The organism is Brevibacillus invocatus, assembly GCF_003710915.1.
Taxonomy (GTDB): Bacteria; Bacillota; Bacilli; order Brevibacillales; family Brevibacillaceae; genus Brevibacillus; species Brevibacillus invocatus.
Window position 1 is genome coordinate 1 of sequence record NZ_RHHR01000001.1, and the last position, 25,730, is coordinate 25,730.

24 protein-coding genes, 10 tRNA genes and 1 rRNA gene are annotated in these 25,730 nt (G+C 49.4%); 3 read left to right on the forward strand and 32 right to left on the reverse strand.

Features of this window, described 5'->3' with window-relative positions; all coding sequences use genetic code 11:
- The 17 genes from EDM52_RS00005 to EDM52_RS00085 form a co-directional block, all read right to left on the reverse strand.
- A 16S ribosomal RNA gene (locus EDM52_RS00005) occupies positions 1 to 268 on the reverse strand; the annotation flags it as partial.
- Positions 269 to 539: 271 nt separating this feature from the next.
- Positions 540 to 616: transfer RNA gene (locus tag EDM52_RS00010), tRNA-Pro, on the reverse strand.
- Positions 617 to 649: 33 nt separating this feature from the next.
- Positions 650 to 726: transfer RNA gene (locus EDM52_RS00015), tRNA-Arg, on the reverse strand.
- An 8-nt stretch (positions 727 to 734) separates the two neighbouring features.
- Positions 735 to 810: transfer RNA gene (locus EDM52_RS00020), tRNA-Gly, on the reverse strand.
- 81 nt (positions 811 to 891) lie between these two features.
- Positions 892 to 978: transfer RNA gene (locus EDM52_RS00025), tRNA-Leu, on the reverse strand.
- A 60-nt stretch (positions 979 to 1,038) separates the two neighbouring features.
- Positions 1,039 to 1,114: transfer RNA gene (locus EDM52_RS00030), tRNA-Lys, on the reverse strand.
- 34 nt (positions 1,115 to 1,148) lie between these two features.
- Positions 1,149 to 1,225, reverse strand: a tRNA-Asp gene (locus EDM52_RS00035).
- Between the two features lie 73 nt (positions 1,226 to 1,298).
- A tRNA-Met gene (locus tag EDM52_RS00040) sits at positions 1,299 to 1,375 on the reverse strand.
- 136 nt (positions 1,376 to 1,511) lie between these two features.
- Positions 1,512 to 1,587: transfer RNA gene (locus EDM52_RS00045), tRNA-Val, on the reverse strand.
- 77 nt (positions 1,588 to 1,664) lie between these two features.
- Positions 1,665 to 1,741, reverse strand: a tRNA-Glu gene (locus EDM52_RS00050).
- Positions 1,742 to 1,759: 18 nt separating this feature from the next.
- Positions 1,760 to 1,852: transfer RNA gene (locus tag EDM52_RS00055), tRNA-Ser, on the reverse strand.
- Between the two features lie 777 nt (positions 1,853 to 2,629).
- On the reverse strand, positions 2,630 to 3,394 hold the full coding sequence (locus EDM52_RS00060; RefSeq protein WP_122907006.1) for a type III pantothenate kinase: 765 nt from the start codon (positions 3,392 to 3,394) through the stop codon (positions 2,630 to 2,632).
- Between the two features lie 13 nt (positions 3,395 to 3,407).
- A complete protein-coding gene (gene nadC / locus EDM52_RS00065) occupies positions 3,408 to 4,253 on the reverse strand; it encodes a carboxylating nicotinate-nucleotide diphosphorylase (RefSeq protein WP_122907007.1) in 846 nt (281 codons plus the stop codon).
- A 51-nt stretch (positions 4,254 to 4,304) separates the two neighbouring features.
- Positions 4,305 to 4,730 carry a Fur family transcriptional regulator gene (locus tag EDM52_RS00070; RefSeq protein ID WP_122907008.1) on the reverse strand — a complete coding sequence of 142 codons (426 nt, stop codon included), beginning with the start codon at positions 4,728 to 4,730 and terminating at the stop codon, positions 4,305 to 4,307.
- A gap of 36 nt (positions 4,731 to 4,766) precedes the next feature.
- Positions 4,767 to 5,606, reverse strand: a complete 840-nt coding sequence (locus EDM52_RS00075; RefSeq protein WP_122907009.1) for a metal ABC transporter permease — start codon at positions 5,604 to 5,606, stop codon at positions 4,767 to 4,769.
- A gap of 31 nt (positions 5,607 to 5,637) precedes the next feature.
- Positions 5,638 to 6,408: a metal ABC transporter ATP-binding protein gene (locus EDM52_RS00080; protein ID WP_122907010.1), complete on the reverse strand. Its 771-nt coding sequence runs from the start codon at positions 6,406 to 6,408 to the stop codon at positions 5,638 to 5,640.
- A gap of 143 nt (positions 6,409 to 6,551) precedes the next feature.
- Positions 6,552 to 7,568: a metal ABC transporter substrate-binding protein gene (locus tag EDM52_RS00085; protein WP_122907011.1), complete on the reverse strand. Its 1,017-nt coding sequence runs from the start codon at positions 7,566 to 7,568 to the stop codon at positions 6,552 to 6,554.
- A gap of 179 nt (positions 7,569 to 7,747) precedes the next feature.
- Here EDM52_RS00085 and EDM52_RS00090 point away from each other — a divergent pair, with 179 nt between their 5' ends.
- The 3 genes from EDM52_RS00090 to EDM52_RS00100 all read left to right on the forward strand — a co-directional run bounded on the left by EDM52_RS00090 (position 7,748) and on the right by EDM52_RS00100 (position 10,082).
- Positions 7,748 to 8,251: a PCYCGC motif-containing (lipo)protein gene (locus EDM52_RS00090; protein WP_122907012.1), complete on the forward strand. Its 504-nt coding sequence runs from the start codon at positions 7,748 to 7,750 to the stop codon at positions 8,249 to 8,251.
- A 170-nt stretch (positions 8,252 to 8,421) separates the two neighbouring features.
- A complete protein-coding gene (locus EDM52_RS00095) occupies positions 8,422 to 8,757 on the forward strand; it encodes a PadR family transcriptional regulator (RefSeq protein WP_122907013.1) in 336 nt (111 codons plus the stop codon).
- Positions 8,754 to 10,082 (forward strand): FtsW/RodA/SpoVE family cell cycle protein, encoded by a 1,329-nt coding sequence (locus tag EDM52_RS00100; RefSeq protein WP_183184729.1) that lies wholly within the window; start codon positions 8,754 to 8,756, stop codon positions 10,080 to 10,082. The genes EDM52_RS00095 and EDM52_RS00100 overlap by 4 nt, the downstream gene beginning before the upstream one ends.
- Before the next feature lie 48 nt (positions 10,083 to 10,130).
- Here EDM52_RS00100 and nadA read toward each other — a convergent pair whose 3' ends face one another.
- The 15 genes from nadA to EDM52_RS00170 all read right to left on the reverse strand — a co-directional run bounded on the left by nadA (position 10,131) and on the right by EDM52_RS00170 (position 25,716).
- Complete coding sequence (nadA, locus tag EDM52_RS00105; protein ID WP_122907015.1) at positions 10,131 to 11,078, reverse strand: quinolinate synthase NadA; 948 nt, start codon at positions 11,076 to 11,078, stop codon at positions 10,131 to 10,133.
- A gap of 90 nt (positions 11,079 to 11,168) precedes the next feature.
- Positions 11,169 to 12,032, reverse strand: coding sequence for an HAD family hydrolase (locus EDM52_RS00110; RefSeq protein ID WP_122907016.1), 864 nt, complete (start codon positions 12,030 to 12,032; stop codon positions 11,169 to 11,171).
- A gap of 81 nt (positions 12,033 to 12,113) precedes the next feature.
- On the reverse strand, positions 12,114 to 14,090 hold the full coding sequence (ftsH, locus tag EDM52_RS00115; protein ID WP_122907017.1) for an ATP-dependent zinc metalloprotease FtsH: 1,977 nt from the start codon (positions 14,088 to 14,090) through the stop codon (positions 12,114 to 12,116).
- Between the two features lie 69 nt (positions 14,091 to 14,159).
- Positions 14,160 to 14,699: a hypoxanthine phosphoribosyltransferase gene (gene hpt, locus EDM52_RS00120; protein WP_122907018.1), complete on the reverse strand. Its 540-nt coding sequence runs from the start codon at positions 14,697 to 14,699 to the stop codon at positions 14,160 to 14,162.
- Positions 14,696 to 16,126: a tRNA lysidine(34) synthetase TilS gene (tilS, locus tag EDM52_RS00125; RefSeq protein ID WP_122907019.1), complete on the reverse strand. Its 1,431-nt coding sequence runs from the start codon at positions 16,124 to 16,126 to the stop codon at positions 14,696 to 14,698. Before tilS ends, hpt begins: the two co-directional genes overlap by 4 nt.
- Positions 16,098 to 16,550, reverse strand: a complete 453-nt coding sequence (locus tag EDM52_RS00130) for a threonine/serine exporter family protein (protein WP_122907020.1) — start codon at positions 16,548 to 16,550, stop codon at positions 16,098 to 16,100. The genes tilS and EDM52_RS00130 overlap by 29 nt, the downstream gene beginning before the upstream one ends.
- 5 nt (positions 16,551 to 16,555) lie before the next feature.
- Entirely contained in the window at positions 16,556 to 17,305 is a 750-nt protein-coding gene (locus EDM52_RS00135) for a threonine/serine exporter family protein (RefSeq protein ID WP_122907021.1), read from the reverse strand.
- Between the two features lie 15 nt (positions 17,306 to 17,320).
- Positions 17,321 to 18,256: a serine/threonine protein kinase gene (locus EDM52_RS00140; RefSeq protein ID WP_122907022.1), complete on the reverse strand. Its 936-nt coding sequence runs from the start codon at positions 18,254 to 18,256 to the stop codon at positions 17,321 to 17,323.
- The gene (locus EDM52_RS00145) at positions 18,246 to 19,004 is read right to left on the reverse strand and encodes a vWA domain-containing protein (RefSeq protein ID WP_122907023.1); all 759 of its coding nucleotides are present in this window, start codon (positions 19,002 to 19,004) and stop codon (positions 18,246 to 18,248) included. Before EDM52_RS00145 ends, EDM52_RS00140 begins: the two co-directional genes overlap by 11 nt.
- A 66-nt stretch (positions 19,005 to 19,070) precedes the next feature.
- Entirely contained in the window at positions 19,071 to 21,545 is a 2,475-nt protein-coding gene (gene spoIIE / locus EDM52_RS00150) for a stage II sporulation protein E (RefSeq protein ID WP_122907024.1), read from the reverse strand.
- A gap of 374 nt (positions 21,546 to 21,919) precedes the next feature.
- Positions 21,920 to 22,285 carry a S1 RNA-binding domain-containing protein gene (locus EDM52_RS24415; RefSeq protein WP_183184730.1) on the reverse strand — a complete coding sequence of 122 codons (366 nt, stop codon included), beginning with the start codon at positions 22,283 to 22,285 and terminating at the stop codon, positions 21,920 to 21,922.
- A 42-nt stretch (positions 22,286 to 22,327) separates the two neighbouring features.
- A complete protein-coding gene (locus tag EDM52_RS24420; RefSeq protein WP_245996390.1) occupies positions 22,328 to 22,570 on the reverse strand; it encodes an FtsB family cell division protein in 243 nt (80 codons plus the stop codon).
- Between the two features lie 89 nt (positions 22,571 to 22,659).
- Positions 22,660 to 23,232 (reverse strand): spore cortex biosynthesis protein YabQ, encoded by a 573-nt coding sequence (gene yabQ, locus EDM52_RS00160; RefSeq protein ID WP_122907025.1) that lies wholly within the window; start codon positions 23,230 to 23,232, stop codon positions 22,660 to 22,662.
- Positions 23,229 to 23,513 (reverse strand): sporulation protein YabP, encoded by a 285-nt coding sequence (yabP, locus tag EDM52_RS00165; RefSeq protein ID WP_023558893.1) that lies wholly within the window; start codon positions 23,511 to 23,513, stop codon positions 23,229 to 23,231. Before yabP ends, yabQ begins: the two co-directional genes overlap by 4 nt.
- 160 nt (positions 23,514 to 23,673) lie before the next feature.
- A complete protein-coding gene (locus EDM52_RS00170) occupies positions 23,674 to 25,716 on the reverse strand; it encodes a copper amine oxidase N-terminal domain-containing protein (RefSeq protein WP_122907026.1) in 2,043 nt (680 codons plus the stop codon).
- Between the last annotated feature and the right edge of the window lie 14 nt (positions 25,717 to 25,730).

Genomic DNA, 25,730 nt, shown 5'->3' on the forward strand with positions numbered 1-25,730 from the left:
TTGGTAGGCCGTTACCCCACCAACTAGCTAATGCGCCGCAGGCCCATCCACAAGTGGTAGCTTGCGCCACCTTTCCGTCTTCTCTCATGCGGGAGAAGACTCTATCCGGTATTAGCATAAGTTTCCCTATGTTATCCCGGTCTTATGGGCAGGTTGCCTACGTGTTACTCACCCGTCCGCCGCTAGCCTCCGAAGAGACTCGCTCGACTTGCATGTATTAGGCACGCCGCCAGCGTTCGTCCTGAGCCAGGATCAAACTCTCCAATAAAGTTTGTTACTGGTTCAAAGCTGGCAAATCATTTCATGATAGACTCATCAACGCTTTCGCTGTTCAGTTTTCAAAGAGCATTTTCAGTCCTATTAAACTCGGACAGAATCTTATCTTAGCACATCGTGCCGATCGAGTCAACAGTAATTTTCATTAACTTTTCGATCGCCTGCACCTCTTGATGAGAGGACAGGATAACAATGTACCATATTCACTCTACTTAAATCAACAACCATTTTTTCACTCTAATAAAACAGAGTAAGAAAACGAATGGTCGGGAAGACAGGATTCGAACCTGCGACCCCTTGGTCCCAAGCCAAGTACTCTACCAAGCTGAGCTACTTCCCGACTTTTTAACATTCTTTTCTTGAAGAAAAGAAATGGCGTGCCCTGAGAGATTCGAACTCCCGACCTTTTGATTCGTAGTCAAACGCTCTATCCAGCTGAGCTAAGGGCACATATATAATGGAGCGGACGACGGGTCTCGAACCCGCGACCTTCGCCTTGGCAAGGCGACGCTCTACCAATTGAGCTACATCCGCATGTTTTTTGTTTTTTTGTGGGGGTCCCCGAAAAGTATTCGGAATTCGCTACAAAGAGGCGCTTCACTTTTTGGGGTTTTTTGGTGCGGTCGAGAGGACTTGAACCTCCACGGTGTTGCCACCACTAGAACCTGAATCTAGCGCGTCTGCCAATTCCGCCACGACCGCATGATTACCTCTGAGCTTTCAGATGCTTTTCGCTTCCTTCACTCTTTGGTGGGTAAATACTGGTGAGCCATGAAGGACTCGAACCTTCGACCCTCTGATTAAAAGTCAGATGCTCTACCAACTGAGCTAATGGCTCATACATAAGACACCAAATCATTGTATAAATGAAATGGCGGAGCTGACGGGACTCGAACCCGCGACCTCCGGTGTGACAGACCGGCGTGAACTCCAACTTCACCACAGCTCCGTATGTAATTAAACTCAACAATCACTCAGGTTCTCCTTTTCCTGGGCGAACCTATCAAATGTGAAGGAGTAATTGGTTGCGGGAGCAGGATTTGAACCTGCGACCTTCGGGTTATGAGCCCGACGAGCTACCGAGCTGCTCCATCCCGCGATAATCAGGACGATTGAGTGTCAGCGTTGCGACGCACAGGATGTGCTAATCTCGGCGTTGTCAACAGGACGTTGACGTTTTTAGCCGACCCACTAAAGACGTGGGGCTTTTAGCTGACCTTTCTTGTTCCTATAAATGGTGGAGGCTGACGGGATCGAACCGCCGACCCTCTGCTTGTAAGGCAGATGCTCTCCCAGCTGAGCTAAGCCTCCCTAACCCCAAATCGTTGGGGCCCCCGCAAAGTATTCGGTGTTGCTACAAAGCATCCACTTCACTATGTGAGGTAATATGGTGACCCGTAGGGGATTCGAACCCCTGTATGACAGCGTGAAAGGCTGCTGTGTTAAACCGCTTCACCAACGGGCCATATATGTAAGAAAATGATGGCGGATGGAGTGGGATTTGAACCCACGAGACGAGTTGACCCCGCCTACACGATTTCCAATCGTGCTCCTTCGGCCGCTCGGACATCCATCCATTATGCGAGTTATGGGCCAATGCCCAATCACTACCCTGCAGAATCAAAATTCTATCACGATTCACCATAAAGCGCAATAGTTTTTTTAGTAAAGATGAAAAAGTTTAATTCTAAAACACAAAGTTCATCAGGCACAATAGCCATTCTAGCGCCCTGATTGGATAATGTCAAGATCAAGAATGAAATTATCTCGAAACAAATTACGCAATTATCAATTCCCAACGAAAGAAAATTAACCACTCTGCTAAACTAGGGCTCTTTCATGCTTTTCAACAGTAGCAAAACGAAAAGTTGTTTCTGTAAAAGGGATCAGACAAAAAGAATGCAGGCACCACACCGCGAATGGTATACTTTTCCTTAAGGCAAGATTGGCGGTGGTCGGCCACGGCGTAGCTCCTGAAAAAGGGGGTGACGCTGATGGTCACGCTCGGCACGCTCTACTTTTTCCTGAAAGTACTGGCAACTTTGCTCAGTCTTTGGTTTAGCAGCAGAAAGCTATACCGCTTATGGAAAAGAAGGCGTAACAAGCGAAAACCCACCGCCTAAGGTTGACCGCCCGACGGTGGATTCGCTGGTTTTCTAATCAAGCGCGCCGTGGGTGTTCCACAGCTATCTTGTCTCGGGGAGCCTGCCGCTGCAACGGCGGCTCCTTTATTTGTATGTCGAAATCAGCAATTGTTATACACCCATCTTATCACGCTGGTTTGTTTCATACAAGAAAGAAGGTCTATTTGTTCCCAGTACTCCCTAAGGAACACTGCGACTCCCCATTCCAATCATTGATTGCGCTCATAAATCAAGCGAAGCCCTTTCAGAGTCAGGTCGGGGTCAACGACGTGGATACATTCAGTCTCATTGGCTACCAACGAAGCTAATCCACCCGTCGCCACTACCTGTGGCTCCGCACCACTTTCCGCTATGATCCGGCGCACGATTCCCTCGACCTGACCCACAAAACCGTAGTAAATGCCCGACTGCATGGCGGCAACCGTATTACGCCCCACGACACTGGCTGGCTTGGCCATCTCGATGCGTGGCAGTTTAGCAGTACGGCTCACCAAAGCTTCTGTGGAAATGCGAATACCAGGGGCAATCGCTCCCCCCCAGTACTGCCCCCGCTCATCAATATAGCAAAACGTCGTCGCCGTCCCAAAATCCACTACGATCAGCGGCGTGCCGTAATCGCGAATGGCTGCAACAGCATTGACAATCCGATCCGATCCTACCTCGCGCGGGTATTCATATTTGATATTGAGCCCCGTTTTAATTCCGGGCCCCACGACGAGCGCTCTTCGATGCAGATACTTTTCGCACATGCGTTCAATGGTAAAGTTCATCGGCGGGACGACCGAGGAAAAAATGACCCCACGCACTTGATGCAGAGCAAGCCCAACGCTGTCAAACAAACTCTTTACCATCATCCCATATTCGTCTTCTGTCTTGTTGCGATCAGTGGAAAAACGCCAGTGATAGCGCAGATTTTCCCCTTCATACACACCCATGACGATATTGGAATTTCCGATGTTCATGACCACGATCATACATAGCAGCTCCTTATCGTTTACGCGTGTTCAAATCAAGGCTGATGTCAAACGCCTTGACCGAATGGGTCAAGGCTCCTACGGAAATGACATCCACGCCTGTCATCGCAATAGAACGAATCGTCTCCAGATTGACACCACCCGAAGCTTCTACGATGGCCCTTCCCTGAATAAGCGCAACAGCTTGGGTCATATCCGCATTCGACATGTTGTCCAGCATGATGATGTCTGCACCGGCATCCAGCGCCTCCTGCACTTGCTCCAGAGTCTCTGCCTCCACTTCAATCGTCATGGTATGCGGAATTTGAGCCCGTGCAGCCTCTACCGCTTGAGCGATCCCGCCTGCTCCTTTAATGTGGTTGTCCTTGATCATCACCGCATCGTACAGGGCAAAACGGTGGTTGTGCCCGCCACCCACACGAACTGCGTATTTTTCCAAAAAGCGCAGGCCTGGTGTGGTTTTGCGTGTATCCACGACACGAGCCTTGGTACTGGATACAGCTTGTACATATGCGTTCGTCAGTGTAGCAATACCCGACAGCCGCTGCATCAGATTCAATGCCAGCCGCTCGCCGCTCAGGATCGACCGGACCGAGCCGCTCACTTCTGCCAGCTGATCCCCTTTTTTCACATGAGCCCCTTCTTCTACACTTGCGGTAAAGACCAAGGCGGGGTCCACCGTCTCAAAAACCTGCTGCGCGATGGACAAACCTGCGATCACACCACTTTCCTTGGCGTAAAGAATCCCGACTCCGTGCTCATCTGCTGGGATGGTACTCATCGTCGTTACGTCACCCGAGCCTACATCCTCTTGCAGCCATTCTTCTATTTTTCTTTGCAGTTCATGTCTATTCCACATTGCTCCCAGCCACGCTCCCCATCGACTGCTGTTTGAATCTTCGAATGCTCATTAATTGGCGTGACTGACACATTCCTTGCACATGCCATACACCTCGAATTTATGACCAGTCACTTGAAAATCCTCAGGCACGGACGCCATGACATTCATGGGACAGCCCGGCAATGAAGATGTTTTCCCACACTCGGTACAGATCACGTGATGATGGTGATGTCCGTCAGCCGAGCATGCGAGTCGAAATTTCCCTTCGCCGTCCAGCTCTGTCTCTTCCAGAATCCCCAGCTGTACAAAAGTGGAGATGTTGCGATAAACGGTATCAAAGCTAAGAGTGGGATATAATTCTTTAATGCGTTCCATGATATCCTTCGCCGAGAGGTAGCGCTTTTCTTCCGCGCAGATGCGAATCATCTCCTCCCGTTTGCCGGTGTACTTGTATCCATGCTCCTTCAGGATTTGCAGCGCTTCTTCTACTTTCATCGTCAAACACTCCTTCCCTTTTGTCTCTTCGCCTCGTTATCGGAAAAGGACTTTCAGCTTTTTCACACCCAAAACCACCAGCAGAATAAGAACAGCCATCAAGACAATTGTACCACCAGATGCCCAGTCTAGCAGATAGGCAAAATAAAGTCCTCCGAGCACGGACGTTTGGGCGAACACAATCGCATAGAGTATCGTCTGGCGAAAGCTACCCGAAATCTGCAGACTGGCTGCCACGGGCAAGGTAATCAGTGCCGAGATCAGCAGTACCCCTACGATCCGCATAGAAGCTGCAATCGTCAGTGCCACCAGCACCATGAACCATAGATTAATCGCTCGGCGAGAGACACCGGATACGCGCGCGAACTCTTCGTCAAAGGAAACGGCGAACAGTTCTTTATAGATCAACAATACCGTTCCCAGTACGACAACAGCTACCCCTACCAGGGCATACAAATCTTCAATCGTAACCGTCACGATTTTACCGAAGAGATACGAGTACAGATCTGCATTAAACCCATCAGCAATACTGATCAGGACCGTAAACAGACCGAGACCGCCTGATAAGATAATCGGTATAGCCAAGTCCTGCTGTGAACGAAAAACCTTTCGAAGCCGTTCAATAAACAATGAACCGATCACCGAAAAGATCATACCGAAAAACAGAGGATTGATCGCAGCAAAAAACGCCACCTTCTTCGATAACAGCATCCCTGCTGCCACACCGGACAAGGTCACATGAGACAAGCCATCCGCCATCATCGACAAGCGACGAACAATCAAAAACGTACCCAGAATCGGGCAAATCAGCCCAATCAATATACCGGAAAACAAGGTATATCGCAAAAAGTCATACTGCCACCAATCAGCAAGCATGTTCATACTCCCTCTTTACCCTTTTGCCAGCTTAATGATGATGGGATAAAAGCTTCATCGACCCACCATACATTTGCTGCAAAATTTGTTCTTGGTTATGCTCAAAATCATGTGCTGTTCCGTGGAAGTGAATTTTCTTCTGCACACAGGCTACCTTGTTCACCCACTGTGTCATGACGCCTACATCGTGACTGACAATCATCATCGTGAGACTGTTTTCTTCCTTCAGGGAACGCAATAGACTGTAGAATTGCTCGATGGATTCCTGATCCACCCCAACGGTCGGCTCATCCAGAATCAACAGCTCCGGCTCGGCCACGAGGGCACGCGCAATGAATACTCGCTGCAGTTGACCGCCTGACAAACTGCCGATCCGCTGATCCAGCTTAGCAGTCAACCCGACTCGATCTACGGCCTCTTGCACACTGACATGGTGATAGGCTTTCAATCGTCTAAACATCCCTACCTTGCCCACTAGGCCAGATGCCACCACTTCCCTTACTGTAGCGGGAAAACCGCCCGCACCGTGTGCGACCTGCTGTGCCACATAGCCAATTCGGTTCCATTCGCGAAATTTTTGCAATGGCTGACCAAACAGCTCAACCTTACCCTTGGTCGGAGTCAGCAAGCCAAGAATCAGCTTCATCAACGTCGATTTTCCAGATCCATTCGGGCCGACGATGCCAACAAAATCCCCGCGATCCAAGGCAAAGTTGACGCCATCGAGCACCACTTTGTCTTCATATTGGAAGGAAACGTCCGTGAGCTTCACCACGGCTTCTCCTTGTATCTTGTGTTCCATCCTAACCATCCTTTAAATCGGATTTGTTCTGATTTGTCATTCTCCATCCTACTACGATTTGGCCTACTTCACAAGGGCTGGAGTATACGAAAATCATTGAAAAAAAGATGCCGCACATGGGAAGCGACATCTCTTAGCATTTCCTATTTTAACGCCTCACGCAGCGTTTCCAGATTCTCACGCATGATCGACATGTAGTCCTTACCAGCCTGCACATCTTCCTGTGTCAAACCCTCCAGTGGATTCAAGGTAGCTGTTTTCACATCTGCTTCCTTGGCAATCACTTCTGCTACTTTTGGCGATACGAGTGTTTCGAACAAGACGTATGGGAGCTGATGCTCTTTTACGTGCTCCACGAGCTTCTTCATTTCTGCCGGAGACGGTTCATCTGCTGGGTTGACCCCGGAAATCGCTACCTGCTCCAGACCATACTGGTGTGCCAGGTAGTAAAAAGCACTGTGGGAAACCATGAATTCCTTTCGCGAAGCTTGCGCAACCATCTCTTTGAATTCCTTGTCGAGCTGATCCAAATCAGTTGCCAGCTGCTCATAATTCTTTTCAAAATCTGCTGCATGAGCCTGGTCCTTTGACACCAACGCCTGCTTTACTTTGTCAGCCTGTTCCTTTAACAGAGTGGGATCAAGCCATACATGTGGGTCAAATTCTCCATGATCGTGATCATGATCGTGCCCGTGATCATCGGCATGTTCTTCCTTATGCTCATCAGCATGCTCATCGGCGTGGTCATCCCCATGCTCGCCAGCCTTCAACAAATTTAATCCTTCTGTCGTGTTGATGATTTGGGTACGATTCTTATCGAGGTTCTCCACGGCTTTATCTACCCAAAGCTCCAAACCGCTTCCGTTATAGACGAAGAAGTCTGCTTCAGTCAAGGCAACCATATTTTTCGCTGTCGGTTCGAAGTCATGTGGTTCTACACCTGGCGGAACGATGTTGATCACTTCCACATGTTCACCGCCAATTCTCTTGGTCACATACTCCAGCGGATAAATTGTCGTAAATACTTTTGGTTTTTCACTCGCCGACGCTGATTGTTCGGCTGGTTGCGGCGTACCCGTCGTTGCTGTCGGTGCTGCACCGCATCCGGCCAAAGCTGCTGCCGTTACTACACTTACCATAGCCAGTAGGCTTTTTCTCATTCTATTTCATCTCCCATCCCAATTCAAAATCATTCCGATTTACTTCCCGTCACCCATTATACGGACAGCTGCCCAGATTGTAAATAGGATTTATTACGATTTATTGGGTATAACTGCACATCTTCTTTTTTCTGCTCATTCCTCTATGCTACTATAGGTGGGAGGGGGTTAGTCCGAAAATGAAATGGAATCGAAAATCATGGTTGCCTATCGCTTTCCTTACAGCAGCATTGCTCACAGGTTGCGCTTCTACCGATAACGCCAACTCGGACGCAGAGGGTCACGATCATACCCAACACGCGCCAAATGGCGATTTGCAGGAAACAACAGCATCTGCCGATATTCTGCCGAGCTTCCTCGACAACCAGGACCCGGTCATTATCGAATCTTACAAAATCGCAGGTGCTAACCGCGAGCTGCTCAAATCCATTCCATGCTTCTGTGGCTGTGGCGAAAGCGCAGGTCATCTGCATAACGGAAACTGCTTTATCAAAGAAGAACTGGAAGACGGTTCGATTGTTTGGGATGATCACGGAACTCGCTGCGGCGTTTGCATGGAGATCGCCGTTATTTCTTCCAAGCTGAAAGAAGCAGGAAAAACACCGTTGGAAATCCGCGAATACATCGATAGTGCCTATAAAGAAGGGTACGGAAAGCCTACACCTACTCCGATGCCTTCCTAATCTAAAGTACATCACATACCGCTCGAAGTCTGGCATGTTCATCCTGCCAGGCTTTTTTCTCGTCCTGCCTGCCATAGTAAATCATACTTGCAAACTGACGAGCTAATGACTATATTTATACATAGATATCCGATGTATCGATTATCAAGGTAAAAGGAGGTCCAGTCCACTTGAAGATTAACAAAGAGCTCATGAAGGGAAGCACAGTCATCCTGATCCTCACCCTTCTGGATCGCAAGACGATGTATGGCTATGAAATGAGCAAAGAGATGGAAAATCGCTCAAACGGTGTGCTTTCTCTGAAAGAAGGAACGCTCTACCCCATCCTGCACACATTGGAGTCAGAAGGCATGGTCGAATCTTACTGGAGCACAGGCGAAGGAGAGCGAAAACGGAAATATTATCAGATCACGAAAAAAGGGCAAGGACATTTAAAAGAAAAACAGCAGGAATGGGTCTCCTTTCGCACGGCTGTCGATCAAGTCTTGGGAGGTGGGCAAGCATGAGCAGACAAAATCGCATCGATGAATACATACAACAAGTATGCCGTCATATTCGCAATAAGAACGTTCATGCCTCCATCTCACTCGAGCTGGAATGTCATCTGGCTGACAAAATGGAGGATTACGAATCGCAAGGCTACGACGAAGAGAACGCGATCAAACAGGCGATAGCCGATATGGGCGATCCCGAACAAGTGGGTAAGCAGCTCCATCACGCGCACAAGCCGCGTATGGAATGGAGCATCATCGCAATTGTTGCCGTCCTGATTGGTTTTGGGCTTCTCGTCATGTACTCGCTTAGCGGCACTCAGTCTGCCAATCACTTATCTGGATGGTCTTTCTTTGAAAATAAAGTTATCGGAACGCTCTTGGGGCTCAGTCTTTTCATTGCCGTTCTTTTTGGTGATTATCGCAAGTTGAAGCCCTACAGCAAGCATCTCTATCTGGGCGCGCTTTTGATTACGTTTCTTGCATTGTTTCAAGGTGGAACCGTAAACGGTTCAGCTTCTTATCTAGATCTTGGAATCCTTCGCTTTGATGTAATGGGTATCACTACTCTGCTCACCATCATCGCACTTGCCGGAATGTTTTCAGAGTGGAATTGGGAAAGTCGTGGGACATATGTTAAAGCCTTCGCAGCCTTTTTCGCACCGTTTCTGATGATCTTGTCGGCTCCTGATATGCAATCCGCTTTTCTGTTGTTTGCTGGCTTCTTTGTCCTGATGATGACATCATCTGCTAAGAAAAAGGTGACCTTTACCCTGTTTGGTTTGATCACTGGTTCTATCGCTTGTCTCGCCTTTCTCTTCATCAGGCCATACCAGACTGGCCGAATTGCTGCGTTTCTCGATCCCTATGCCGATCCGAATGGAGCAGGCTATATGATCGTTCAATCGTTAAAGCTCGTACAGTCAGCCGGACTCTGGGGGAATGGCTTTGGAGCACGTGTCGATTCCCTTCCTACAGTAGAGTCGGAGTTCATTTTCACCTACATCGTTTATAGCTTTGGAATTGTCACCGGCTCAGTCATCCTGCTTCTAGGTATCGCCCTGTTGATCCGTCTTCTAAAAGCTGTAAAGGGTGTGCGGGATTCTTATGGATTCATGCTGATGGCAGGGCTGATGACACTCTTCTTCATCCCGTACTTCTGGAACATCCTGATGGTCGTTGGCCTTATGCCGATCACTTCGGTGAACCTGCCATTCATCAGTCATGGAAATGTGCAATTCGTTCTGCAAATGCTGCTCATGGGACTTGTTTTGAATATTTACCGCAACAAAGACATTCAGCCCTGGACAGACAAAAGTATCCTGACCAAGAACCGCTAGTATGCAAAAAAGGAGTAAAGCCCACTCAGGCTCTACTCCTTTTACGTTTTATGAACCAGGCGCTACTTCCAGCATGCGCTCCAAGGAAGCTCGTGCGGCATCGGCCACGTCTTTTGGCACGTAAATTTCCGGTTTCATGTTCTCCAGCGCTTCTACGCACTTCTTTAGGTTGTTTACCTTCATGTTTGGACAAACCAGATATTTGGATGCGAAAATGAACGTTTTGTCCGGGCTATCCTTTTCCAGCATGTAGCGCGTTCCATCTTCCGTTCCGATGATGAATTCCTTGTGCTCGGACTCGCGGCAGTACTTGAGAATACCGGTAGTTGAACCGACGTAGTCAGCGAGCGCGACCACCTCAGGGCGACATTCCGGATGTACGACCACGACAGCGTTTGGATGCTGCTGCTTCAGTGTGACGATATCTTCGACAGACAGCTGGTCATGCGTATTGCAGTAGCCCTCCCAGATAATCATCTTCTTGTCGGTAAATTGCGATACATAGTGGCCCAGGTTTTTATCTGGAACCCAAATAATCTCATCACTGTCTACCGACTCAATGACTCTCTTGGCATTGGAGGACGTACAGCAAATATGCGTCTCAGCCTTCACATCAGCAGACGTGTTGATATAGGCGACGACCTTTGCGTTAGGATGCTCTGCTTTCAGCTTGCGCAGACCGTCCACATTGACCATGTCCGCCATCGGACAGCCAGCGCGTTCATCCGGAATGATCACGGTTTTTTGGGGATTGAGAATTTTTGCACTTTCTCCCATGAAGTGAACTCCGCAGAAGAGGATGACATCTGCATCTGTTTCCTTTGCTTTTTGCGCCAGTCCGAACGAATCTCCGATATAATCAGCCACTTCCTGGATCTCAGGGCGTTGATAAAAATGAGCAAGAATAATAGCGTTTCTCTCTTTTTTCAGTTGAAGCAACCGTTCACGTAACTCAGCGTTGCGCTGGGCTTTTTTTTCAAGCGCTAAAGCGTCCATGTGAAAAGTCCCCCTACTAGGTGTCTTAATTTACGGTCATTGTAAGCGGATAACCGAGCAATGTCAATGAATGGAGTCTGGATGAAACAGCTACTCGCATTCCGTGATCTGTTGGCGAATAAATTGAGCCACGCCATCGTCATCGTGATGAGGTGCGATGTATTTCGCCAGTTCCTTGATTTCCGGGGACGCGTTTTCCATTGCTACAGCGTAGCCCGCTGCACTCAGAGCCTCCCGATCATTCTCTGCATCGCCAAAGACCATGACTTCCTCTGGACGAATTCCCCATTTGTTGCAAAAGTAAAGAAGACCTTCCCACTTGGACACGCCTTGGGGCAGCATCTCTACATTGTGTCTGCCGGATGAAGTAATGTTTACCTGGCTGTTCCAAGGCACCAGCTTCTCCCTGACCCATTCCAGCAGCTCAGGATTGCTATGCCAGATAAACAGCTTAACGATTTTGGTTTCTGCCTTGCTCAGCATCTCTAGCATTTCTTGCAGAGGAATTACTCTTGCTAGCTTGTAAAAGGCGAACTTGCGGATCGAGATCCCTTCCAGCGAAGTATCCTCCTCCAACATGGCCTCCAAACGTTCCCGATCCTCCTGAATCATCCAGCGATTGCTCGCGGTGTCGTGAAGCTCGTAGTAAAGAACCTCCTGACGCAGCGTAAGAATGGCATCGGCAACCAGGTCATTGGGTAGAAGCGTTTGGTGTACCATCTTTCCGTCGCTTTCAAATACAGTCGCTCCGTTGCTGCACACAAAACCGTCAAACGGAAAGGCATCAATCGGGATTTGTGCTGATCCAAAGGTACGTCCCGTCGAAAGCACCAGCTTGCACCCCTGCTGTTGCAGCTCCAGACATGCCTTTTTGGTAGTCTCCGTCATTTGGGATTCTTTGTTCAACAAAGTTCCATCCATATCAAAAGCAGCAAGGCGAGGTTTGAGTCCCATCCTATTTCCCCCTTAACAGGCATCTTGTACAGCAAGCGACGTATTCAAATAGTAGAAGAAAAGGAGCACCAGAGGCGCTCCTTATTGTTTCGGTTCATCGTTTTTAGCTTCGTCTACTGTGGTTTCCGCAGCGTCTGTCGCTTCTTTCACTTCTTCTTTTCCTTCATCTTTCTTCGGTTGAATGTTCACGACCACGTCTTGGTTGTTCGCTGGGTCATTGTCCATTTTACCGGTTTCGATCAGTTGTTTGATTTGCCCGGAGTCCAGTGTTTCCACACGGAGCAACGTAGTAGCAATCAGGTCGAGCTGATCACGGTGCTTGGTCAGCAAATCTCTACACTTCTCATAGCACTCGTTAATGATATTTTGCATCTCTTGGTCGATCTCATAAGCGATCTTATCGGAGTAGTTACGTTCAGTGCCGTAGTCACGCCCCAGGAAGACCTGACCTTGGGCTTTACCGAATTGCATCGGACCTAGACGACTCATACCGTACTCTGTAATCATGCTACGCGCAATAGCTGTAGCACGTTGGAAGTCGTTGTGTGCACCGGTACTGATATCACCGAGAACCAATTCTTCCGCCACACGCCCACCCAAAAGACCTGTTATCTTGTCAAGCAAGTCTGTTTTGGTAGCAAAGAAACGGTCTTCCTTCGGCAAGAACACGGTGTATCCACCTGCTTGGCCGCGTGGAATAATAGTGACCTTATGTACCATCTCAGCATTTTTCAAGTGGTAGCCGATGATCGTATGACCAGCTTCGTGGAAAGCAACCAGACGTCTTTCGTCCTCGCTGACGACGCGGGATTTTTTCGCCGGACCGGCAATCACACGGTCAATCGCTTCGTCCACTTCCACCATATTGATCATCTTTTTGTTTTTACGCGCAGTCATGAGCGCTGCTTCGTTCAACAGGTTTTCCAAGTCAGCACCTGTGAAGCCCGATGTACCGCGAGCAATCACGTCCAGCTTCACGTCGTCACCAAGCGGCTTGTTGCGGGCATGAACCTTGAGCACCGCTTCGCGACCCTTGATATCCGGGCGATCTACTGTAATTTGACGGTCAAAACGACCTGGGCGCAACAATGCCGGATCGAGAATGTCAGGGCGGTTCGTCGCAGCCACCATGATGATACCTTCGTTTCCGCCAAAGCCGTCCATCTCTACGAGCAATTGGTTCAACGTCTGCTCGCGCTCATCGTGACCGCCGCCGAGTCCAGCTCCACGCTGACGACCCACTGCGTCGATCTCGTCAATGAAGATAATGCACGGAGCATTTTTCTTCGCGTTTTCGAACAAATCGCGGACGCGGGAAGCACCCACACCGACGAACATCTCTACGAAATCGGAACCGGAGATACTGAAGAATGGAACTCCTGCCTCACCCGCAACAGCACGTGCCAGCAAGGTTTTACCTGTACCTGGAGGTCCGACAAGCAGTACCCCTTTTGGAATCCGGGCTCCCACCGCATTGAACTTGCGTGGGTCTTTCAGGAAGTCAACCACTTCCTCCAGTTCTGCTTTCTCTTCGTCTGCACCCGCCACATCGTCGAATGTGACGCGTTTCTTCTCTTCGTTGTACAGCTTCGCACGGCTTTTGCCGAAGTTCATCACTCGGCTGCCTCCGCCCTGCGCGTTGTTCAACAGGAAGAAGAACAAGATGAAGATGATCACGAACGGAATGATCGAGGTCAGGAACGTGAGCCAGATGCTGTTGCCCTCGGCTGGATTGACCTCTACAATTTTCACCTTTTGCTCATCGATCTTTTGTTCGATCAACGAGATAATATCGGATTGAGTCAGTGGAACGTTGGTAAAAAACTTGTTACTTTCCTGTCCCGGGGCTGGATTGGCCAGAACACCATCTACCCTGTATGTACCATTCTCAGGACGAATGGCCATCTCGGTGATGTTGTCGGCTTTCAAATGCACCCGGAAATCCTGATATGTAAGTTTCCCAACCTTATCAGTACCGGAGAGGATGAAATTTACGATCCCGACCGTGACAAGAAAAATAAGTAGGTAGAACCCGGTATTACGAAAAAAGCGATTCATTCCTTACCTCCTCTCACGAACAGACACTTTTGACATTTTACCATATTAAGCAAGGTCTTCACAACAAAGCTACTTGGTGTAAACCTCAGGCTTCAGCACACCAATGAACGGCAGATTCCGATACTTTTCGGAGTAGTCCAGACCGTACCCCACCACGAATTCGTCAGGAATATCGTAGCCGCTGTAATCCGGAGAGATATCCACCTTGCGACGCTCCGGCTTGTTCAGCAGTGTAACTACTTTCACTGACGCCGCTTCGCGATGACGCAAAAGCTCAACCAGTCGGCTCAAGGTCAAACCGCTGTCCATGATGTCTTCTACAACCAGTACATGCCTGTTTTGCACAGAGGTATCCAGGTCCTTCAGGATTTTTACCATACCCGAGGACTCTGTACCGCTTCCGTAGCTGGAAACTGCCATAAAGTCCATTTCACATGGAATATCCATATGACGGATCAGGTCAGCCATGAATACAACGGCACCTTTCAATACGCAGATGACCAGAGGGTTTTTATCTCTGTATTCTGCTGCCAGTGTTGCACCCAGTTCTTTTACCTTTTCCGCGATCTGCTCCTCAGAAAGCAAAATCTTCTCGATGTCTTGATTCATTCAAAAACCTCCCGCCAATCTTCTCCAAACTCTACCCGCACGTGCAAAAAACGCCTAGTCTGTTCTCGTATCGGCGCTACGGCGGAACGACGCACACCCGGCACCCAAATAACCTGATCTTCGGCAGTCAAAAGAGGGAGTTTGTCGCGCCAGTCTCTTGGAACCTTGGCATCGATCAACAGCTCTTTCAGCTTTTTCTCCGATTGAAAGCCCATCATCGAGAGACGATCACCCGGTTTTCGGTTGCGCACATATAGCGTATCAGGCAGACAATCCGCATCAAAAATCGCTTCATTGTCTAAAAGCAGCTTCCAGTCCACTGGACCATTCAGGTAAGACGTATGTACAGCAGCCTTTCCTTCCGCTATCCAAGTAACCCCCGGAACAGCGAGCTTATAACAATAAGTATGTATGTCCTCTGTACGTCCATTACACCGAAAATGAATTTGTCCATAAACCCTTTTTACCACTAGGTTTTTAGGCAAATGCAGCTCCGAAGAAGGACGCGTCCCCCTTGACATGTACAAAACGGTCTCCACATGCTGCGAAGACCACTCGGTTTGCTTTGAGAGATAACTTAATATTAGAGTAATCATTCTCCTTTGTAAAGCAACGTCACAACTTTGAAACTTGTCGTTGTCGATTCCAATCCAATTCGAATTTTGCCCGATTATCAACTGTTTCAGCTGTTCCTTGGCGAGTCGTTCCAGCAGCGATTCGTCTTGTCGAATCGCCTCGGCTGCCTGAAGAATATGCTCCCTGTAACGACTGTTGACCTCCTCCAAAAGAGGCATGACCTCCAACCGAAGCAGGTTTCGCTTGTACTTTCTGGATTGGTTGCTGCTGTCTTCTCGTGGCTGCAAGCCATGATCCCGACAATATCGTTCCAGTTCTTTCCTCGTTTTATGCAAAAGAGGACGGATTAGCTCGACATGATTCGTTCTTTCCATCGGACGCTTTTTGGGCATGCCTGCAAGTCCGTGAAGCCGCGTTCCGCGAATCATGCGAAACAAGATCGTCTCCACCTGGTCATCCGCATGGTGGGCCAGCGCCACTTTGGTCGCGTGGACCTTCTCCGCAACCTCCCGATACAGGCGATAACGGAGCTCTCGACTCGCCTCCTGAGCGCCCATCCCCGTCTCCTCCATGTAAGCCGGGACATCGCGTTCAAAAAGATGAAAGGCAACGCCCAGCTGATGACACAATTCTTCAGCAAACAAAGCGTCTTGTCGGGCCTCTTCACCTCGAAAGCCGTGATTCAAATGAACCGCATGCAGCTTCCAGCCGTATTGATAGTTTTGATTTAGTGTCACCAAGATATGCAGGAGAGCTGTCGAATCATTCCCCCCCGACAATCCGGTCACAATCGTCTCACCTGGGAGGAGCAATGCGTGTTGTTCAATCTCGTTGTGTACGCTTTCCAGCATAACGGGCTCCTTTCCAGATCGTCAGGACCGAGATCCCAAATATCAAGCCCGAAGCAATCGCCCCTGCTACCAGCAAGGTTTGTGTAGCCAGCGTGATGCCTCCCACATAATCATTATTGACAAAGGCAAGCATGGATTTGTAAGCCAACGATCCAGGAACAAGGGGGATGACGCCTGCTACACTGAAGTTGGTCGAAGGTACACGAAGCAGGACGGAAAGGAGCTGACTCAGCAACGACACGACGGATGCTGACACCAGCGTAGAGAGCAACACCTCTGCCCCAAGCATAGGGAGAAACGAGAAGACCAGCCATCCGACCATTCCTGCCATACCACCTGCCAAAATCGTCCGAACTGGGACATTAAACAAAATGCACCAGGCAGTAGAAGAGATCAAGCTAAGTGCCAATCCTTTTATTAACATCGTACTCACCTCATAAACCAGAGAATAATCGCAGTGGCCACCGCTACGGAGACAGCAGTCAGCATCGCCTCCACTCCACGCGATACACCAGCGACCAAATCACCCGCCATCAGATCGCGAAGTGAATTTGTGATCGCGATACCTGGAAATAAAGGAAGCATGGCACCAATGATCAGAATGCTCATGTGCAGCTGAGGAAAAAAGGTGACAAATAATAAGGCAACAAGACCACCCAAGAGGGCGGCTGAAAACTCGGTGAAAAATTTCATGTGAACAAACCTTTCGAAATATTCCATGCTCAGATTCACAGTCAATCCGGCTAGGGCGCTAGGGCCAAGATCCAGCCAAGTGCCTCCAGCCAGCATGGAAAAGGCGCCGCTGGCAGTAGCGGCTGCCATATGCTGCATCCACTTCGGATAGACCGGCTTCTTTTGATCAATCTCGCGAAGTGTACGATATGCTTCAGACAACGTAATGCCTCCGCTGACAAAACGTCGGGAAACATCATTGACCAACGTAATCTTGTTCAGGTTGGTCGTCCGCTTGGGAGTGCGAACCATGCGTGTATGGTCCTGTCCTTGGCAGCGAAACGAAAGAATCACACTCGTCGGCGTAGCAGAGCTGTTCACGTCGTCCATCCCTGCCGCTTGCGCGATACGAGTCATCGTCTCTTCCGTTCGATAAGTCTCTCCCCCGCTTTTCAAAATCATGGTCCCTGCCAACAGACATGTATCCATCACCAAATCTGCGGACACTCATCGTCACACCCTTCATAAAAACCATGCATAGTAAAGTGTGCCAGCCAGCAGCAGCATCGATGCAACGAACAAACTGCTGATCCACTTGCCTCCTGTACCCGATCCTTGTTGCTTTGTCGGTGCTGGGGAAGCAGGTGCTACTGTCGATTCACGCAAAATAGCCAGCATTTCTGCCCTCATCTCATGGGCAGTGGCATATTTCCCGTGAAATGCCTTGATCAAAGGCACTCGATAGGGGTACAAGCTGTCACTTTTTCGTATTATATCACAGAGTATCTGGGTCTGACGCGGTTCGCCCAAGCTCATGTGCCAAGTCTGTGAATCCACGACGAGCCTGACCATCATGACTGCTGTCGAAAACAGATCGTAGCTGACCTCGGAACGTCTGTCTCCGGCATGCCAATAAGCGCGGTCATACTCTTCCGTAAACTGGCGGACAGCGTTGCCGAGCTTGGTCACTCCACCAAAGTCGATCAGACTTACCTGCTTGTCCTGGCGGGTGACGATCACGTTCTCTGGCTTCAAATCGCCAAAGGTCCAACCATGCTTATGAAGGATGTCAAGGCGGGCCAAAAGCTGAACGATCAGTACAGGAACCCACTCCACCCCTGCCTTTTGGATATAGTCATCCAGCTGATCGCCATCCAGGTACTCCATGGCGTAAAAAGTACACGGTCTTCCGTTTAAAACGAGATCGTCTACGTCACACAGGAGCGGTCCCACTCGGGAATCCCGCCCCTGTTGCAAGCTTTTTAACACATTTACTTCCATCAATATATCCATGCCCTCGAAACCAACCTTGACCGCTCTCTTGACGCCACCTTGTGTGGTCAAATAGACAGCCCCGTTTGCACCACGCCCCAACTCCCGCAGAACGTGGTAAACGTTTTTGTTCCACTTCCCATGAAATTGGCGGGGCAGGTCGGGTGTGGCCACTTTAAAAGACATGGTCACGCAAATCTCCTTCACCGTCTTCAACATTCGACTCGCGATAACGCTCAGATAGTGCTTGAGGGAGTTTGATGTGTTCGAATAAAGTGATTGCTTCGACAATCGCTGGGCCTGTAGGTGTGATTCCGCTCATCGCCAAATCAGGTGTTAGCTGGTGCGCCTGCTCGACTTTATCCGTCCAAGGAATTCGCACATCGAGATGCTGATGTTTCCCAGGAAATGAGCAGACCGCCATACGGCTTTGCCCACTCCGCGAACGAAGGCTGATGCTGAAATCGTGAATGGCTTGCTGTACAGCGGATATTTTCGGCTTCATACTCCCCGAGGTATCCACCAGCATCACGACATTCAGATTGCTTTTCTCGCCCAGTTCGTCCACCATTCCGGCTACCTGTACGCGTTTGGAAGGCGCTAGTTCTTCGATTCCTGAATCACCGAGGATTTCTTGCAATTCTTTATTTACGACCTGATGAATCGTTCGGGTCATCGCTTTGCGCGTCAGCATCTGCACCGTTTGGGCCAACTGCTGCGGATAGACGATATCACATAATCCGCCCCCTGCTTCCGCAATGTCGCGGATCTCCGTTTCCCCCTTTTCACCAAGCTCACTTTTGTCAATAACGCCAATCACATTCACCGTGATTCCCTGTTCTCTCGCCAGCGCTGCAGCTGCCACCGGACTCATACCGGAATTGGAGCAGCCATCTGTTACAACCAGAATCTGTCGAAGTGTCGCTTCTTTCACAAATAATCTCCCCATTCTGCCTGTTTTAGCAACAGTATCGACGCGCAGAAGGGAAAACATACCTTCCTAACTCACAATCCTCGGTCGTTCCAGCTTTTGCATGCCGTGAACCTGGATAGCCGACCATTGTGGCACAAAACGATCGATGCGCGCCACAAGCACGGTCATGTCGTCTACGATCTGTCCGGAATGCTGCCGGATGACCTTTTCCAAAAGCAGGTCCGCCACCTCCTGGGGGTTGTCTGTCTCCAGCTCTGCGATGATTCGCTTCATCCATGCCTGCCGATTTTCGATATGGCGCGGCGCCTCATAAATGCCATCCGACATCATGATCAGTAGATCTCCCGGCTTTAGCATGCGGGATACGACATCCACCTCGATTTCCTCCAAGATCCCTACCGGCAAATTGTTCGCGGTAATGGTGATTACATCCGGTCCGCGCTTTACAAAGCTGGGCGTCGAACCGATCTTCACAAAGCGTGTATGCGCCGTCTGCAGGTCGATCAGGGCCAAGTCCACCGTAGCGAACATCTCGTCCGTAGAACGAAGGGCAAGGACCGAATTGACGGTCTTGATCGAGAGCTTCTCGTCAATACCGGAGCGCAGCAGCTGCTGCAGCATGTCCAATGCGGACTGGCTCTCGAGGAAAGCGCGTTCACCATTGCCCATGCCATCACTGATTGCCAAGGCCATCTTGCCATTGCCCAGATCCATCGTGCGGAAGCTGTCTCCAGAAAGCAGCTTCCCATCCTTTGCCGCACCAGCGATGCCTATGTCGATTTCAAACGTTTTGGCTGAAGCCAGGCACATCGTGCAGGAACCATCTTTCTGCGCTTCGCAATGCCGCTCCCGGACGATGATGTTCTCACCCAGAATCTCTGTCAGCATCGGGGCCACAATTTTGGCGCATTCATCTCGTCCGTAGCAGGATGGCTGGCTGATCTCGATATCTACCTTTCCTTCCTCCAAGCTGTGTATATCCACGCGGCGCACAGAGAGTCCCAACCCTTCCAGCGCCTTCGATACCTGTTTCTCCTGAAAGCTCAGCTCCATGCCTTCACGCTGGATCTCCTGGGCAAAATCGCTCATCACCCGGGAGACACCCGAAAGCTGATCTGCCACCAGCTTGCGGCTCTCCTTCACTTGTTTTTTCAATAGCTCAAACGATTGCTGACGGTCGTATTCCTGCTCCATGACAGTGAACACCTTGTCTGTCTTGACGCATTTGCGCTCCCAATCCCGAGGTGGCGTAACCCCCGCCAGCGTGCCGTTTTCATGTACTTTTTCCGCCAGCCAACGCATCCCCTCGTAGGTTGATTGCATGTCCTTCTCCCAGCACTGCTCCTTCTTAAAGCACTTCTGGCAGGTGAACTCGGTGACTCTGCTGAGAAAAGCATCAGCCTGCTCTTCGGTTTCCTCCGGATCAGCTGTTTGGGCAAAGCTGTGTGACAGCTGCGTAAACAGATCTGAGAACTGCTGAATTTTCCCCGCCGTCACATCGCGCACCCTGCGCATGTACTCCTGATGAGACTGCTGATTTTCCGGAGTGCCCGGAATAAAGCGGGCGACTTTTTTCCATAGGACTGCTGGCGTCAGGATGAATAGGACGATCGCCAGTGACGTTTCTACCAGTGAAAGATAGAGGGTTTCCTCTGCCCCTCCGTATATAGCTAAAATCGCAGTACCGATCAGCAGCCCCGCCGATACGCCGACTTTTCCGCCTTCCTTCAGCAACCCAGCCAACAGCCCGGAGAAAGCAAGCAGATTGATCTGCTGCAAGGCTCCTACATTCGCGAGACTGAGAATGAGGCCGGTCACCACACCGACTGCAGCCCCAACCGTGCCGCCACCGACGAATGCAAAGAGGAGCAACAGGTACCGCGACAAGACGTGTTCCATCGAGATTCCTTCTATAACCCAATCCACTGTGCCCGTCATCAAAGAGGCCAGCAGAATAACCAATGAGACAATTTCCTCGGTCTTCAGCGGTTCATAAGGCTTGGCCATATAGATGATCGACAGCGATTGGATGAAAATCAGGGTCAGCACAAAACCCAGTACGGCTTCAACCCCGACCATCACCAATTCAAAGGTATTGACCTGATTAGTCAGCACCTGATAGAGCAAATGGCTGATAAATACGGTCACCATCACGAGCAAGGGAGTTCGGGAAAAGTCCTTTTGCCTGAATCGCTCGCTTAGCTTGCAGGCAATCAACGCCAGCACGATACCGAGTGTCGCCTGCAGACCCACTGGCACGGATTGCGTGAACGCACCTGCGATCAGGGCAAGCCCCGTGGCCATCATACAATCACGACGCAAGTAGAACATGACCATAAAATACGGAATGACAAACGGCGTCAATTCTTCTAGGATCAACGCACGACCCAACAAAAATCCCATCAACAAGGGAAGCACATTCCACTTCTGTACGGTTTGGGCCACTTTTTCAGTCCACGTAGTTGCTGTTGTATTCACTTGTTCGGATACTTGACGAGTCCATACCTGACCCGTTCCTGATACATTCTTGTTTGCGATCATTTGCGCACCACCCCGTTCTTGTTCATTTCGGTTTTCTCATTATACGAAGGGGGTTATGTAAAATTTGTCAAAATACCAAGTCGTATTCCTAGAATCGTGCGACAAAAACATTGACATGTTTGGACATGAAAGCACGAAAAAACCTCTTTGCGCGCGACTCTGGTCTTGGCAGACACGGGAAAGAGGTTGAGGCCTTCCTATCTCAGAATAGAAAAAAGCCGACGTTATGGCGGACAACGTCGGCTGACAGGTGATTCGCGCTTAGCGAAACGGGCTTATATTACCTATTCGTCATTTCCATCAAATGACCTTCCTCGTTTATTAGAGAAAATACATAATCTATAAAGAAAGAAAAGTCAAAATTTTTAGATTTATTAACGGTGACGTCCTCGCTTCTCCGTATTTTTTTTGCGCGTTGACTGACGTTCTTCGCTCTCTTTTAGAAACCGGTTCAGCTTATCTTCAAAGCCCTCTCCACGCTCCCGCGGACTGCGCGGAGGACGCTCCTGTTCCTTGGCTTTTTTGATCGACAAACCAATTTTTCCTTCACGCAGACTTAGCACTTTGACTGTCACCACGTCCCCTACCTTCAGAAACTGGTGAATGTCTTTGACGAACGTGTCTGCGATTTCGCTAATGTGAACCAGACCGGTTGCTCCCCCTGGCAGTTCCACAAATGCGCCGAATTTCGTGATACCCGTCACTTTTCCTTCAAGTTTGCTCCCGATCTCGACTCCCATGAGCTGGAAAGCCTCCCTCTGCTTGAAGATCCGATGCACACTCTATTCTTCTGGAATCACGTATATGCTTTCCCCTGGTTTTGTAAAGTAAATACGTTTGCGTGCCAGCTCGGCCAGGTAATCCTGATCGTTCAACCGACTCGCCTCGTATGTAAGCTCCTCCCGCTTTTGCTGAAGCACTGCTGTCTCCTGCTGCAGCGTCTCCAACTCTGACTTCTTCTGGGCAAGCACCCCGCTTTGGAGGTACAACGTATAGCCAGTCCAGATGAAGCAACATAGGATCACAAAGAAAAACAGCCGAATCCTACGCTTCTGTCCTTTTCTGTTTGATGGAGAGGAAACTGCTTTGCTCACTTTGCTCACCTCAGAACTTCTTAATCCTGCTTTTTCTTCGAGTGAAACCAATTCTTCCAATTCTTCCAAAATCCTGTTGTTTTGCCGAACATTTTTTTCCCCAAATGTTGACCCCATCTGGCAAAAGGTGATGTGACAAATCGCGTCACCTTCCACACAAAACCTATGATGGCCAGCAACACCGAATAGAGAAACACGAGCAGCATCAGGATCACTCGATAGAAAAACAGAATGGGCCGCACTACAATCGTGTCGATCACAAGTACAGTGGTACGATATAACCACTGTGAAAATTTTATCATGCGGTTCAGGAAATGAATATACTTCTTACTACCTAGTAAAAAATACATCCACGCGCCTATAATCACGGCAAAAAAGATAGGGAAACGGATGAGTCCGTCGTTTACTTTGACTAAAATCAAGAAGACTAGGGCCATACTCCCGACCCAAAACAAGAGATCGAAAATAAATACGATCCAACCAGGCATCCTGCTTCTGCCCTTGAAAACGTGATACGTGTCAAACCCCATTCCCATCAATGCTCCACACGTCAACATGGCCATCACCGTCTGAAGCTGAACACCGATACTCACTTGAACAGCTTGCCGAAGAATCCTCTCGAACGATCCCCGACCTGTCCTTGCTCCAGATAGGCCATCTCGTGTACGAGACCCTCGATAGCCACTTCTCCGGTTTCTAGGCTTAAATTTTTCATGTGCAGATTTTGGCCACGTATGGTTAAAAAGCCGCCTTCCGTCTCCAAGAGGAATTCCTCGCTGTCAAAGCTTTCGACGTTTTTTACTCCTGAAATCGCCAAACTGCGTCGATTGATCATCACGACTTCGTGCCGAGGTCGTTTTATGTGCTCGTTCATGATAACTCCCCCCTAAACGTACCCTTCTTGTACCATCGTATGGGAGGGGATGTCCTTTTATGATTTTCATTTGCAAAAAAGAAAGGAAAAGACCCGCGAGATGAGCACTTGGTACAAGCGTTCATCCTGCGGGCCGCAGCTTTAGTACTGCCTTTGTCGATTATTTATACACAATGTAGTTTCCATTGACATACACGATTTGATAGCCGGAACGATCCATGACAAAGCGCAGCGGAATCGTCGGGATGTTGTTTTTCAGTTGAACGGCAGTAGGCAATGTAATGTTTTGATTGTTCACAGTCGCCACATTGGAGCCTACTTTAAACTGCATGGTGGTATTTCCGCTTACGATGCGAGCTGATGTGTTGTTCCAAGTCACAGACAGACCCAGTCCATCGCGGTAGAAGGAAGCTGGCATCAGCGTATGTCCATTGACCGTATACGGTGCCACCGCCAATGCAGTCGTCTTGCCGTCTTTCGTAAAGGACGCCACATTTGCTTTAAATCCTACTCCATTCAGAGCCACGATGTTAATGGGACGCGCAAACAGCAACCCTTGCTCCTCAGAGGTGTATACCGAAATGCTGTACACACCGGTCGTCGCTGGATTCACAATACTTGCAGACTCCAGAACATTCACATTTACAGCTGTCTTTGCCGGAATATCCTGTGCTGGGAAGATGACCAGGTTTTGTCCACGTACGCCAACGTAATTGGCTGCCACGCCATTCACCGTCACAGCATTTTGCGGGATGTAAGCAGGTACGCGGAAACCGGCAGGCATGACGACCTCAATGAAGTCTTTTCCTTTGGTTAACGGCAGGCCCAATCCCTTGATTCCTACTTGCAGACCAGCAGGCGTAGAAGCGGTCGCTCTGGTCAGTGCGATGGTTGCAGTCGTGTTGTCCACTACCGCTGGTGGAACTACGCTAGCATTACCTACCTCGAACTTTTTGGAGCGATAGGTTTTGCCATCCACCTTGACGACCATTTCGTAAGAACCTGCTGTACGCGGGTTGATCAGGTACGCTTCATGAGCAAATTTGATGGTAAGAGAGTTCGTGCTGGAAAAACCGCTTGGCGTGCGGAAGGAGACTCTGTTTCCATTTACAGCAAGGCCGGATACCTGATCTCCATTCACGGTTACGTTGTAGCTGGAAATGACCGGCGGAACCATCTCGATGCTCGGGAATTCTACCGAGATATCTGTACCCGAATAGAGCTTGGTGGATAGATCCAGATCCATCGTATAGCTTGTGCGTGCTCCGGCACTGCGGTCGGACAGCGCGACATCAAACGTTGCGGAGGAGCTGGAAGAGGAGGAAGAATCCTTGATCTCAAAGGTTTCCGATCTGTATGTCTTTTTGTCGTACTCTACTTCATACGTGTAAGATTTGCCAGCGGAAGACGGGTTCTCGATGCCAGCAGAAGAGGAGAACTCCAGCTTCAGCTTTTTGTCGCCGTCTACATCTTCTGGGATTTCAATTCTCAGAATCGTGTTGCTTGATATGGATACGCTCTCCGCTCTTTCTCCATTCACTTTCACATCCGAGCGACTGATGCTCTTCGGCAGCATATCCTTGGCCGGCATGGTCACGTAGATGTATTTGCCTTCTTTTAGGGCGGAGCTTAGATTGAATTGTCCGAGTGTTACGGATGTGTTGTCTCCAGCTGTTGTTTTGCCGAGGGACACGTCAAAACGGCTGCTGCTACTACTGCTACTCGACGACTTTCCAATCGTGATTTCTTCGGTATCGCCTTTGGACTCACTCGAAGTGACGATGGTGATATCGTAATCGCCTTTGCTCTTCGGATTGGTGACGTAGTCGATGGTCAGAACCAGTACAGTGTTCTTGCTGATCCTTTCACCCAGCTCGATCGTCACATTACGACCACTTACGCTTACATCGTCGATCTCAATTTCATCCCCGTCATCATTTTCCAGGGATACGTCCCGCGTTCTCAGATTCTTGTCCACTGTAAACCCAGAAGGGAATCTTACGGTGATTTCATCGCCGGACGAGAGTGCTTTTTCAATTTCAAATTCAAACGTATATTCAGTTTCTTCTTCGGTATCCGTATCGTCAGCCGATACATCTTCAATTTCAAGAGCATACGCGGCTTGGGGCAACACTACGATTGGACTGGCAAGTACAGATGTTGCCAGCAGTACAGACATTCCAGTTTTTAAGCTTTTGCGCAAGATAAACGCCTCCT